This window comes from Streptomyces sp. NPDC030799, from assembly GCF_055572255.1.
In genome coordinates this window covers 72,112-84,760 of sequence record NZ_JBVIDS010000014.1, presented here as the reverse complement: position 1 = coordinate 84,760, position 12,649 = coordinate 72,112, and the positions used below count along the sequence as shown (strand labels likewise).

At 72.1% G+C, this 12,649-nt stretch carries 11 protein-coding genes; 6 read left to right on the top strand and 5 right to left on the bottom strand.

From position 1 onward, the window contains the following. Nucleotides 1-125: 125 nt before the first annotated feature. The 4 genes from meaB to ACZ41I_RS31265 all read right to left on the bottom strand — a co-directional run bounded on the left by meaB (nucleotide 126) and on the right by ACZ41I_RS31265 (nucleotide 5,697). On the bottom strand, nucleotides 126-1,130 hold the full coding sequence (gene meaB, locus ACZ41I_RS31280) for a methylmalonyl Co-A mutase-associated GTPase MeaB (RefSeq protein ID WP_399772250.1): 1,005 nt from the start codon (nucleotides 1,128-1,130) through the stop codon (nucleotides 126-128). A 7-nt stretch (nucleotides 1,131-1,137) separates the two neighbouring features. Beyond that, on the bottom strand, nucleotides 1,138-3,300 hold the full coding sequence (scpA, locus tag ACZ41I_RS31275; protein WP_399772248.1) for a methylmalonyl-CoA mutase: 2,163 nt from the start codon (nucleotides 3,298-3,300) through the stop codon (nucleotides 1,138-1,140). Then, the gene (locus tag ACZ41I_RS31270; protein WP_399772245.1) at nucleotides 3,300-5,102 is read right to left on the bottom strand and encodes a methylmalonyl-CoA mutase family protein; all 1,803 of its coding nucleotides are present in this window, start codon (nucleotides 5,100-5,102) and stop codon (nucleotides 3,300-3,302) included. Before ACZ41I_RS31270 ends, scpA begins: the two co-directional genes overlap by 1 nt. A gap of 85 nt (nucleotides 5,103-5,187) precedes the next feature. Further along, entirely contained in the window at nucleotides 5,188-5,697 is a 510-nt protein-coding gene (locus tag ACZ41I_RS31265) for a MarR family winged helix-turn-helix transcriptional regulator (RefSeq protein WP_468515634.1), read from the bottom strand. 116 nt (nucleotides 5,698-5,813) lie between these two features. On the opposite strand from ACZ41I_RS31265, the gene ACZ41I_RS31260 reads away from it, so the two are divergent. Continuing rightward, complete coding sequence (locus ACZ41I_RS31260) at nucleotides 5,814-6,329, top strand: YceI family protein (RefSeq protein WP_399772240.1); 516 nt, start codon at nucleotides 5,814-5,816, stop codon at nucleotides 6,327-6,329. Between the two features lie 2 nt (nucleotides 6,330-6,331). On the opposite strand, the gene ACZ41I_RS31255 is transcribed toward ACZ41I_RS31260, so the two are convergent. Next, on the bottom strand, nucleotides 6,332-8,095 hold the full coding sequence (locus ACZ41I_RS31255) for a hypothetical protein (RefSeq protein ID WP_468515633.1): 1,764 nt from the start codon (nucleotides 8,093-8,095) through the stop codon (nucleotides 6,332-6,334). A gap of 224 nt (nucleotides 8,096-8,319) precedes the next feature. Between ACZ41I_RS31255 and ACZ41I_RS31250 the strand changes: the two genes are divergently transcribed. The 5 genes from ACZ41I_RS31250 (at nucleotide 8,320) to ACZ41I_RS31230 (ending at nucleotide 12,595) form a co-directional block, all read left to right on the top strand. Next, on the top strand, nucleotides 8,320-8,709 hold the full coding sequence (locus ACZ41I_RS31250; protein ID WP_055706353.1) for a cell division protein SepF: 390 nt from the start codon (nucleotides 8,320-8,322) through the stop codon (nucleotides 8,707-8,709). 626 nt (nucleotides 8,710-9,335) lie between these two features. Then, nucleotides 9,336-10,550 (top strand): AAA family ATPase, encoded by a 1,215-nt coding sequence (locus ACZ41I_RS31245; protein ID WP_468515632.1) that lies wholly within the window; start codon nucleotides 9,336-9,338, stop codon nucleotides 10,548-10,550. Further along, entirely contained in the window at nucleotides 10,547-10,915 is a 369-nt protein-coding gene (locus ACZ41I_RS31240; RefSeq protein ID WP_399772232.1) for a nucleotide pyrophosphohydrolase, read from the top strand. The genes ACZ41I_RS31245 and ACZ41I_RS31240 overlap by 4 nt, the downstream gene beginning before the upstream one ends. A 166-nt stretch (nucleotides 10,916-11,081) precedes the next feature. Further along, nucleotides 11,082-11,570 (top strand): DUF6099 family protein, encoded by a 489-nt coding sequence (locus tag ACZ41I_RS31235; protein WP_363214721.1) that lies wholly within the window; start codon nucleotides 11,082-11,084, stop codon nucleotides 11,568-11,570. Between the two features lie 101 nt (nucleotides 11,571-11,671). Further along, entirely contained in the window at nucleotides 11,672-12,595 is a 924-nt protein-coding gene (locus ACZ41I_RS31230; protein WP_468515631.1) for an LLM class F420-dependent oxidoreductase, read from the top strand. The last annotated feature ends 54 nt before the right edge of the window (nucleotides 12,596-12,649 follow it).

Below are 12,649 nucleotides of genomic sequence, written 5' to 3'. Positions count from 1 at the left end.
TGAAGACAGCTCGTGGCACGTCACGTTGTGCTCGCGGCCCGAACCCGACCCAAGCTAACCAACCGTCCGCCGCTGGGACCAAGCCCGGACCGCCATGTGCCCGGCCTTTGGCTCAAACCCGGCGCTCAGGCCCCGGCCGGGGGAGTCGTACGGCCCTCGAACGCCGCCAGGATGCGTTCCGCCGCCAGGGTCGCGGTCAACCGGCCCTCCCGCACCTGCCGTTCGAGTCCGGGCGCGGCGTCGCGCACCGCCGGGTCGGCGTGCAGCCGGCCGAGCAGTTCGTCGCGGACCATCGCCCAGGTCCAGCCGACCTGCTGATCGCGTCGCTTGGCGGCCAGCCGCCCGGTGGAGTCGAGCAGGGTGCGATGCTGCTCCAGGCGCTCCCACACCGTCTCCAGGCCCGTCGACTCGCGGGCGCTGCAGTGCAGCACCGGCGGAGTCCAGAACGCCTCCTTGCCGTGCATCAGCCGCAGCGCACCCGCCAACTCCCGTGCCGCAGCCCGCGCGTCGTGCTCGTGCGGACCGTCGGCCTTGTTGACGGCGATCACGTCGGCCAGCTCCAGAACGCCCTTCTTGATGCCCTGCAGCTGGTCCCCGGTGCGGGCCAGCGTCAACAGCAGGAAGGAGTCGACCATGTCGGCGACCGCGGTCTCCGACTGGCCCACGCCGACGGTCTCGACCAGGATCACGTCGTAGCCCGCCGCCTCCATCACCACCATCGACTCCCGGGTGGCCTTCGCGACGCCCCCCAGCGTGCCCGCGCTGGGGGAGGGCCGGACGAAGGCCGCCGGGTCGACCGCCAGGCGTTCCATGCGCGTCTTGTCGCCGAGGATCGAGCCGCCGGTGCGGGTCGAGGAAGGGTCGACCGCGAGGACGGCGACGCGATGGCCGAGCGAGGTCAGCAGCGTGCCGAACGCGTCGATGAACGTCGACTTGCCGACACCCGGCACCCCGCTCACACCGATCCGCCGCGCCCGGCCGCTGTGCGGGAGCAACTCGGTGAGCAACTCCTGCGCCAGCGCCCGGTGCTGCGGCCGGGTGGACTCGACGAGCGTGATGGCGCGGGCCACCAGGGCCCGCCTGCCGTCGAGCACGCCCTTCACATACGTGTCGAGATCGATCGCAGCCATGCGGGGGCTACAGGTCGTGGCCGAGGTCGGCCGACAGGCGCTGCACCAGGTCGTAGGCCGCGTCCGGGATCACCGTCCCGGGCCCGAACACGTCCGCGGCGCCCATCTCCAACAGCGTCGGCACGTCCTGCGGCGGAATCACCCCGCCGACCACGATCATGATGTCCTCGCGGCCCTCCTCGGCGAGCTTCTCGCGCAGCGCCGGTACGAGCGTGAGGTGACCGGCGGCCAGCGACGACACCCCGACCACGTGCACATCCGCCTCGACCGCCTGCCGGGCGACCTCCTCGGGCGTCTGGAACAGCGGGCCGACGTCGACGTCGAAGCCGAGGTCGGCGAAGCCGGTGGCGATCACCTTCTGGCCGCGGTCGTGGCCGTCCTGGCCCATCTTGGCGACCAGGATGCGCGGCCGGCGCCCCTCGGCCTCCTCGAAGGCGTCCACCAGGGCACGGGTGCGGTCCACGGACGGGGACTGGCCTGCTTCGTTGCGGTACACACCGGAAATCGTACGGATCTGGCTCGCGTGCCGGCCGTACACCTTCTCCAGGGCGTCGGAGATCTCACCGACCGTCGCCTTGGCGCGGGCCGCGCGCACCGCCAGCTCCAGCAGGTTCTCCTTGCCGTCGGCCGCCCGCGTGAGCGCGTCCAGGGCGTCCTGACAGGCCTGCTCGTCCCGCTCCGCGCGCAGCCGCCGCAGCTTCTCGATCTGCTGGGCGCGCACGGAGGAGTTGTCGACCTTGAGGACCTCGATCGCCTCGTCGTTCTCCACGCGGTACTTGTTCACGCCGATCACCGGCTGACGGCCCGAGTCGATCCGCGCCTGCGTGCGGGCCGCGGCCTCCTCCACGCGCAGCTTCGGGATGCCGGCGTCGATGGCCTGTGCCATGCCGCCCGCCTGCTCGACCTCCTGGATGTGCGCCCAGGCCTTGCGCGCGAGGTCGTACGTCAGTCGCTCCACATAGGCGCTGCCGCCCCACGGGTCGATGACCCGGGTGGTGCCCGACTCCTGCTGGAGGAGCAGCTGGGTGTTGCGGGCGATGCGCGCCGAGAAGTCGGTCGGCAGGGCGAGGGCCTCGTCGAGGGCGTTGGTGTGCAGCGACTGGGTGTGCCCCTGGGTCGCCGCCATCGCCTCCACGGCCGTACGCGTGACGTTGTTGAACACGTCCTGCGCGGTCAGCGACCAGCCCGACGTCTGCGAATGGGTGCGCAGCGACAGGGACTTGGTGTTCTTCGGCTCGAACTGGGAGACCAGCTTGGCCCACAGCAGCCGGGCCGCCCTGAGCTTCGCGACCTCCATGAAGAAGTTCATGCCGATCGCCCAGAAGAAGGACAGGCGCGGCGCGAACGCGTCCACGTCCAGGCCCGCTTCCCGGCCCGCCCGGAGGTACTCCACACCGTCCGCGAGCGTGTACGCCAGCTCCAGGTCCGCCGTCGCGCCGGCCTCCTGGATGTGGTAGCCGGAGATGGAGATGGAGTTGTAGCGGGGCATCCGCTGCGAGGTGTACGCGAAGATGTCGGAGATGATCCGCATCGACGGCTTCGGCGGATAGATGTAGGTGTTGCGGACCATGAACTCCTTGAGGATGTCGTTCTGGATGGTCCCGGCCAGCTTCTCGGGCGGTACGCCCTGCTCCTCCGCCGCCACGATGTACAGCGCGAGCACCGGCAGCACGGCGCCGTTCATCGTCATCGACACGGTCATCCTGTCCAGCGGGATCCCGTCGAACAGCTGCCGCATGTCGTAGATGGAGTCGATGGCCACGCCCGCCATGCCGACGTCGCCGGTCACACGCGGGTGGTCACTGTCGTAGCCCCGGTGCGTGGGCAGGTCGAAGGCGACCGACAGGCCCTTCTGACCGGCCGCCAGGTTGCGCCGGTAGAAGGCGTTGGACTCCTCGGCGGTGGAGAAGCCCGCGTACTGGCGGATCGTCCAGGGCTGGTTGACGTACATCGTCGGGTACGGGCCGCGCAGATACGGCGCGACACCGGGGTACGTCCCCAGGAAGTCGAGGCCCTCCAGGTCACGGCCGGTGTACAGCGGCTTGACCCCGATGCCCTCCGGGGTCTCCCACACCTGCTTCTCGCCGCCGGTCGCCGCATGCCACTCGTCGGCACTGCCGTCGGCGACCGGCGTCCCCAGCTCGATGCCGGCGAAGTCGGGGATTCCCATCAGGACACTCCCATGCGGTCGAGGGTCGCGGACAGCACGGCCACGGCGTCGCAGCCCGCGAAGACGTACGAGTCGATGCCGGAGTACTCGGCCGGGCGGCCGGCGAGGAACACGTGCCGGGCGCCCGCCGCACGCAGCGACTCGGCGGTCTGCTCGGCCTGTTCGGCGTACAGGGCGTCGCTGGAGCACAGCACGGCTTCGGTGGCGCCGCTGTCCTCGAAGCGGCCCTCGGTGACCGGCTCGATGCCACCCGCCTGGAAGAGGTTCGAGGCGAACGTCGCGCGCGCGGTGTACGCGGCGGCCGAGCCCATCGTCGCGAGGAAGACGCGCGGGCGGGCGCCGGTCTTCGCCAGGTGGGCGTCGGAACGGGCGCGCAGCTCCTCGTACGCCTCGTCGCGGCGCACCCGCGGCAGACCGCCGGACGGCGGCTCGGGCGCGGGCTCGCGCTCCACCGGCTTCTCGGCGAGAAGCGGGAACTCGCTGACGCCGGTGATGGGTTCGCGCCGCTTGGCGAGCTTCTTGGAGCGCTCCGCCCAGGTCGTCGCGAGGTCGGTGCGCAGCCGGCCGGAGCGCAGTACGGCCGCCTGACCGCCGTCGCGCTCGATCGTCCGGAAGTACTGCCAGGCCGCCTGCGCGAGTTCGTCGGTCAGCCGCTCCACGTACCAGGAGCCGCCCGCCGGATCGATGACCCGGGCCAGGTGGGACTCCTCGATGAGGATCGTGGAGGTGTTGCGCGCGATCCGCCGGGAGAACGCGTCGGGCAGGCCGAGCGCGTGGTCGAACGGCAGCACGGTCACGGAGTCGGCACCGCCGACCCCGGCGGCGAGCGTCGCGACCGTCGTGCGGAGCATGTTCACCCACGGGTCGCGGCGGGCCATCATCACCGGCGAGGTCACCGCGTGCTGCACCTGCGCGCCCGGAACCGCGCAGACCTCGGCGACCCGGGCCCACAGCCGGCGCGCGGCACGCAGCTTGGCGATGGTGAGGAACTGGTCGGCGGTGGCCGCGTAACGGAACTCCAGCTGTCCCGCGGCCTGTGCGGCGCTCAGCCCCGCCTCGGTGAGCTCCCGCAGATACGCCACGCCGGTGGCGAGCGAGGCACCCAGCTCCTGCGCGGCCGAGCCGCCCGCCTCGTGGTACGGCAGCGCGTCCACGGTGAGGGCGCGCAGCCCGGGGTACTGCTCGGCGCAGCGCGCGGCGAGGGCCGCGTACGGCGCGAAGTCCAGCGGGGTGCCGGTGCGGGCCTCGTACCCCAGCGGGTCGCCGCCCAGATTGCCGCGTACGGCCTTGGCGTCGACGCCCTTGTCCGCGTACAGCCGCAGCAAGGTCCCGGCCGCCTGCTCGGTGTCCCGTCCCGCGTCCAGGACGACCGGCGCCAGGTCGAGGTACACGCCCTCCAGCGCCCGGCCCAGCGCGTCGACCGGGATGCCGCCCTCGCCCAGCACGAGCCACAGCGAGGTGCCGCCGTTCTCCAGGTCGGCCAGGACGGCGTCCTCAGTGAGGGCGGTGTGCCGCTGCCGTACGTCCCAGCCGCCCGCGGTGTTGCCCTCGGGGCGGGTGCCGCGTACATAGGGGGCGAAGCCGGGCAGGCCGGGGTCGGGCGCGGCGTCGCGCGCGGTGTAGAGGGGCCGGGTGCGCAGCCCGTCCTCAAGCGTCGTGGACAGAGCGTCCTCAGCTGCCTCACCCGAGACTTCCTTGCCCGACTTGCGCAGCACACCCTCGACCAGGCGTTGCCACTGCTCGTGTGTCGCGTCAGGGAACTCGGCGGCCAGTGAGAGCCCGTCGTCAGGCAGGACCGTCATGGCTCGGATGCTAGGGCAGCATGCTCAAGTGAGTGCAGGGCAGGGGCTGTGAGGTTTCCCTCCTTGCGGTTGTGACCTGTGCCGCTCAGTCGCCGGAGGGCTCCTCGTCCGGGTCCGGCAGCTCCGGTACGAGCGCGCACATGGCCGCGCGCTGGTCGGGGCCCATGGAGTCGGCGAGGGCCTGCCGGACGGTCCCGGTGAGCAGGGCGGAGCTCTCGCTCAGCAGGTCACGGGCCTTGTCGGTGAGGGCGACCTGCACACCGCGCCTGTCGCCGCACACCGACGTGCGGGTGACGAGCCCCGCCCGCTGGAGGCAGGCGATCTGGTAGGTGAGCCGGGTCTTGGGGCGGCCGAGGAGGTCGGCGACCTGCGTCATGCGCAGTCCCGTGCGGGGCTGTTCCGCCAGCAGACACAGGATCAGGAACTCGTCGTGGGAGACGTCGAGGGTCTCCTTCACGACCGACCGCAGCCGCTGTTCCACGGTGCCCGTCGCGGCCAGCAGGATCATCCAAGCGCGCAGCTCGGCGGGGAGCAGGCCGGCGCCGGCGGCGGGGCATTGCGGCCGGTCGGCAGGGGGCGCGTCGGAGTCGTGCATGAAGGCGAGTCTACCTGTGGTCCAAATTTGGACGAGTAGGTTGTTCAATTTTGGATGAGCGTCTAGCGTGGCGCTTGCTCATCCAAATTTGAACCACTCGACTCGGGAGTACGACCATGACCGTCGCCGTGCAGACAGGCACCTGGCAGCTCGATTCGGCCGCATCCACCGTGGCGCTGCGGCACAAGACCCTGTGGGGCCTGGTCACCGTGAAGGGTGCCTTCACCGCCGTCACAGGCGCGGGCGAGGTACGGCCCGACGGCTCGGCCACCGGCACCGTGACCGTGGACGCCGCCTCCCTGGACACCCGGCACGCCAAGCGCGACACCCATCTGCGTTCGGCCGACTTCCTCGACGCCGGCACCCACCCGGAGATCACCTTCGCCGTCCGCGGCGCCGACCGCCTCGACGGCGACGGCGTGCGGATCACCGGTCAGCTGACCGTGCGGGGCGTCAGCAGGCCCGTGAGCCTCACCGCGCACCTGACCGGCGCGAGCGCGGACGCGGTCACCCTGGAGGCGGAGTTCACCGTGGACCGCGAGCAGTTCGGCATGGGCTGGAACCAGTTGGGCATGATGCGCGGCCTGACCACGGTGACGGCCGGGCTCCGCTTCACCCGCACGGCCTCCTGAGGTCAGCCCTCGGGGTCGAGTTCGGCCCGCTTCACGTCCCGCGTGGACAGCGTCTGCGGGGTCGCCGTGAACGCGCGCAGCCGCAGCCGGGTGCTCTTCTTCGCCGGCACCTGGAACCTCCCGGACGGTGCCCGGAGTTCGACGGTCGCCGTCGTGTGGGCGGGAATCGTGGCCGGTCCGCGCACCTGCGTCCAGTACCGGTTCATGCCCTGGCCCGTGGTGATCATGTAGTGCGGGGTGAGCGGGTCGTCGCCGGTGTTGGTCACCTTCACGGACATCGCGGAGACCGTGTGCGCGGACGGGCGCCGGACCGCCGTGATGTCCATCCGCAGCGGCGGCCTGCCCGTCACGGCGAGGGTCGCGCTCACCAGGGCCGGTGCCACCAGCAGCACCACGGCCGCGGCCAGGGCGGGCCGAGGGCGCGTGCCGGTCAGCCACCGGGGCCGCGGCTGCCAGGCCCGCGAGAAGTCCGACAGCGGCGCCGTGATCGCCGCCGCCAGCCACAGCGGCGTCATCAGCAGGTAGTAGCCGTCCTGGGAGCGGGTCGCCACATAGAAGGCGCACCAGGGCAGTACGGTCGCGGCCGGACCCAGCCGCCGGACGAACAGCGCGAACAGGGCCAGCAGGGCCGCGGCCAGCAGCATGCTCGCGTGGCCGTACCAGTCGAGCCGGTCGCTGCCGTGGGTGAAGTACAGCGAGATGCTCACCAGGCCCTGGCCGTGCAGCACCGCGCCCTGGGTCAGCGGCAGCGCGATGCCGCCCAGCCACGGACCCGGCTCGGTCACGATGAAATACGCGTTGATCAGCAGCCAGGTGAGGACCGCGATCCCGAGGATCCGCAGCACCACCCGTGCGGCCTGACGCCCGCCGAGTTCACCGCGGCGCACGGCATAGATCCCGGTCAGCAGGAACGGCGTGACGAACCACGGCAGTTGCTGTGCCGCGCACGCGGCGCCGAGGCACGCGGCCCGCGCGATCCCGGCCGGGCCCAGCCGGCCCCCGGCGCCGAGTTGCGGCCAGCGCACCACCACCGGCACCAGCAGGACCAGACCGACGATCGCCGGATAGCCCTGACGGGCGTACATCGGCAGGAAACCGAAACCCAGACAGAGCATCGTGGCCGCGGAGCGCCAGGGCGTCGGCAGCAGCCGCCACAGCACGACCGTGCCCGCGATCAGCACCACCGTCACCGCCGCCGTCGCCGGTGCCCCGTTGTGGCCCAGCCACAGGAAGGGAGCGGTGATCAGCGGGGTCAGCGGGGGATAGCCGTAGGTGAAGTCGTAACCGCCGGTCGTCGTCGCCGTCAGGGCGACGCCCTTGAGGCGGAAGAGCCACGGCCACGGGTGGTCGTACAGCTGGTGCCCGCCCACCATTTCGTGCGCGGCCTGTGTCGTGAGGACCGCCTCGTCGCCGCCGGCGTGGTTCAGCGCCCAGGTGCACAGCGTGAGGACGATCGCCGTCCCCAGCACCACGAGGTCCAGGCGGGCCAGCGAACGCGTACGGCGGACCGTGAGGGCGAGCACGCCGGTCACCAGGATCGAGGCGTAACAGAGCGAGATCGCGGCCGCGAGGACCAGATGGTGCGTGGCCGCCTGTGTCCACACCGTACGCGTCCCGATGAACAGGCTGACGTCGGCGAGCAGGGTGAGCACGCGATGCCACTGCGCGGGGGGTCCTTGGACCTCCGCGTTGGTAACCGGGAGGGCGGACACCGCCGACTGCGTCCGCCGGCCGGGTGTCACCCGCTGCGTTTCTGCCAAGTGCACGGGAGTGGACGCTAGCGGGGGTGGATGACCGACACATGGCCGGGCGTAAAGGGAACGGTATGAGCGCGGTAAGAAGCGGGCGTAAGCGTACATGTGTCGCGGTTCGCTTGCGGCGCGGGGCGCCGGAGCTGTCGCGCAGTGTGTCGTTGTTGGGCCGAACGGGTGACTTGGCGTAAGAATTGGCTGGTGCAGGCAATGAGTGCGAGTCAGGTCGGGGGGAGCCGGTGAGCCGCTACGACGTCACCGATGAACAGTGGGAAGGGCTCGCCCAGGTCGTGCCGCTGCGGGGCCGCGACGCCTGGCCGTCCGCGGTGAACCACCGCTCGCTGCCGGACGCCGAGACCGAGACCCGGCGAAGGTTCGTGGTCCTGCGGGTCAATGTGTTCGCGGACGCCCGGGAGGTCGCCGAGACCCTGATGGCCGGCGCGCCGGTCCTGCTCGACCTGACCGGCGCGGAGACCGAGGTCGCCAAGCGCGTCCTCGACTTCAGCACGGGCGTGGTCTTCGGCCTGGGCAGCGGAATGCACCGCGTCGACCGCAATGTGTTCCTCCTCACCCCGCCGGGCACGGAGGTCAGCGGGCTGATGGAGGGCGTCGGGGTGTCGGGCGGCTGAGAACGCCTCCGGCGGCACGGGTGAGGGTGTCTTCGGGGTTTGGGCGAGGGTGTCTTCGGCGGTCGAGCACGTGTGCCTCCGGCGGTTGGGGCGACGGCGTCTGCGGCGGTTGAGCGGGGCTGTCTTCGGCCATTGGGCGCGTGTGCCTTCGGCGGCTGAACACGGGTGCCTCCGGTTGTCGGGCGCGGCACTTCTGGCGGCTGAGCCCGCGCTCTTCGCAGTGACCTGTGGGGCACGGGCCTTGCCGGTCGCGCGGCCGGATGAGCGCCGCCGTGCCGGCTGATGAGGAGGCCGGGTCGAACGCCTCCGCGCCGCCGACCACGGTCGCCTTCCCTCGGCGGCCTGCTGAGCATCTTGCCGGCCGCCGGGCCCCGACGCGCCGGCAGCTGTGGCGCGGTGGCAGCGCCATGGCGGCGTGGTGGCGGCTGTGGCGCGGCAGCGCGGTCGCGGCGTGGCGGCGACTGCGGATGTGCAGGGGCGGTGTGTCCGGTGGGATCGAACGGCCCTTGGCCGCTGTCACTCGACCGAGTGGCCCCGGTGCCGTTTGTGCCTGTCCGATCGCCCGATCGTAGGAAGGTGCCGGACAGGAAACGGTTCGGCAGATGGGCCGGGACTACGGTCCGGGCATGGCCGTGCCCTCCGTGCCCTCCGTGTCCGCCGAACCGCCGGCGGCCGACGCGTCCGTCGCGACCGTCCCCGCGCAGAGCCGCGAGACCCGCGAGCCGCCCGATGTGCGTGCCCGGATCACCGAGTTGCGGCTGTCGGCCTTCGCCGGGCACCGGCGGGCCGGGTTCCCGCTGGGGTCCGTCACCCTGTTCGCGGGACGCAGCGGCGCGGGGAAGACGACCGCGCTCGCGGCGTACGGGGCGCTCGCCCGGCTCGGCGGCGGAGCCTCGCTCTACGAGGTGTTCCCGGACCCGGTGGCCTGTGTGCCGCAGGGGGCGCGCCCCGACGCCGGAGGGCGAAGGGGCTTCCGGATCGGGTGTACGGCCGACGGCGCCGAGGGGCCGGTCCGGCTCGATGTCGCCGTACAGGCCGAACCGGACCTCAGGATCGTGGGGGAGCGGCTGACCGCGGGCGGCGTCGTCCTGCTGGAGACCGCGCTGCGCGACCCCGGGCGCGGTACCGTCCAGGCCGCCTGGCACACCGCGGGTGCCGCCCCGGTGACCCGCGCCCCGCTGCCCGACGACCGCCTCGGCACCGCCCTGCTGCCGCTGCGCGTAGCCGGCAAGACGGACGGACAGCGCCAGGTGCTCGCCGCGGCCGAGCAGATGGTGGTCGCCCTGCGCTCCGTCTTCCCCTGCGATCCCCGCCCCGAGGGCATGCGCACCCCCGTCCGCACCGGCTCCGGCCGGCTGCTGCCCGGCTGCGACAACCTCGCCGACGTGCTGTGGCGCACCCGCGCGGAGTGCGCCCGCCGGCACGGTCTGCTGGTCGAGGCGCTGGGCGCGGGCTGCACCGGCCCGGTGACCGACGTGGTCGCCGAACCGTTGCCGGACGGCACGGTACGGGCGCTGCTCGACCGCGGCGCGGGCCCCCGCACCGAACTCGCCCGGCTCGGCGACGGCGAGCTGCGCTATCTCGCGTTGACGCTGGTCCTGCTGACCGGGCCCGGTGTCCTGGACCTGGACGCGCCCGGCGAGGTGCCCGACGCGCTGCGCACCCTCACCGTCCTCACCGACGGCTTCGACCGCTGCCTCGACCCGGCCCAGCGCCGGGAACTGCTGCGGACGGCCGTCCGGATGGGCGAGCGGGGGCACATCCGGTGCGTGGGCGCGGTGAGCGACGCCTCTTGGGCGGCCGGGACCGAGGGCGTCACAGTGGTACACCTGGACGCGTGACCGAACCTCTCGACCTGGCCCGACTCCAGCGCAGGCTCGCCGAGTTCGCGGCCGCTCGGAACTGGCAGCCCTACCACACCCCCAAGAACCTGGCCGCCGCGCTCTCGGTGGAGGCCTCCGAACTGGTCGAGATCTTCCAGTGGCTGACCCCGGAGGAGTCGGCCCGGGTGATGGCCGACCCGGGCACCGCGCACCGCGTGACGGACGAGGTCGCCGATGTCCTTGCCTATCTCCTGCAGTTCTGCGACGTGCTCGGCATCGATCCGCTGGCCGCCCTGTCCGCCAAGATCGACCGCAATGAACAGCGCTTTCCGGTGTCGGGCGCGGAGGGCGGCTCCGAGGGGCGCGAACTGCCGGAGGGCTGAACTCCGTTATTACTCTCCGCAGTCAAATCGCCGGTCGAATCCGAATTGTTGTCCACAGATTTCCGTCTACCTCTGGTTTTTCGTCCCATGCACCCTCACTCTGGGTAGTGGACAAGGGAGTTCCAGTGGGCGTGCGAGGACGCACGCGGAAGGACGGGGGCGACGCATGGATGCGATACGGCTGATCCTCACGAGCCGGCGTGCCCTGGCGGGCGGCGCCGACGCGGGCGAGATCATGGCGGAGGTGTGGCAGGCCCAGGCCGTGGCCCAGGCGATCGGCAGCCGGCTCGCGGTCTCCGGGCCGCCGGAGCTGCGCGGCGAGGCGCTGGGCCTGACCGAGCTGGCGGGCCGGGGCTGCGGAGTCCTGGATCCGCCCGAACTGGACCTGGGCGATCTGCGCGCCGCCCAGCTCACCGAGTTGGACGACGCCCGCGAGACGTTGCTGTGCCTCGGGGGTCTGCTCGGCGAGGTCGGCATGGCCCTGGTCGGCGTGGCCAGCGCCGCGGCCGACGAGACGACGTACTGGCAGTGCATGGAGGCCATCGACGCGGCCGACGAGTCCCGTGACCGCGTCCTGGAGATGCTGCGCAAGCTGGCGGCACGGGAGGAGGCGTTACAGGAGGACGGCAACCGGAACAGTCCGTCGGGCGTTTGAGGACGGGGCCCTGCGGGCGGGTGGTTTTCACCCGACCGGGGACGGCCGTGCCCGGCGGTACCGGCGAGGTGGACACGGTGTGCGGCGTGCAGGATGGATGTATGGACCTTCGAATCTTCACCGAGCCCCAGCAGGGGGCCACCTACGACACCTTGCTCACCGTGGCGAAGGCCACTGAGGACCTGGGCTTCGACGCCTTCTTCCGCTCCGACCACTATCTGCGCATGGGCAGCTCCGACGGCCTGCCCGGTCCCACGGACGCCTGGATCACGCTGGCCGGTCTGGCCCGCGAGACCAAGCGCATCCGCCTCGGCACCCTGATGACTGCAGGAACCTTCCGGCTGCCCGGCGTGCTCGCCATCCAGGTCGCCCAGGTCGACCAGATGTCCGGCGGCCGGGTGGAGCTGGGCCTCGGCGCGGGCTGGTTCGAGGAGGAGCACAAGGCGTACGGCATCCCGTTCCCGAAGGAGAAGTTCGCGCGACTGGAGGAGCAGCTCGCGATCGTCACCGGGCTGTGGGCCACCGAGGTCGGCAAGACCTTCGACTTCCACGGCGCGTACTACGACCTGACCGACTCGCCCGCGCTGCCCAAGCCCGCCCAGCAGAAGGTCCCGGTGCTCATCGGGGGCCACGGCGCGACCCGTACGCCGCGGCTGGCCGCCCGGTACGCCGACGAGTTCAACATCCCGTTCGCCTCCGTCGAGGACAGCGAGCGGCAGTTCGGCCGGGTGCGGGCCGCCGCCCAGGAGACGGGCCGCGGCGCGGACGCGCTGACGTACTCGAACGCGCTCGTGGTGTGCGTCGGCCGGGACGACCGGGAGGTCGCCCGGCGCGCCGCCGCGATCGGCCGTGAGGTGGACGAGCTGAAGGCCAACGGCCTGGCCGGTTCGCCGGCCGAGGTCGTCGACAAGATCGGCCGGTACGCCGCGATCGGCTCCCGGCGGATCTATCTGCAGATGCTGGACCTCGACGACCTGGACCACCTGGAGCTGATCTCGGCGCAGGTGCAGTCCCAGCTGTCCTGACCCTGCCCGGGCGGGGGTGGGCGTCGCCGTGCCCGGCGGCGGCCACCACCCGGG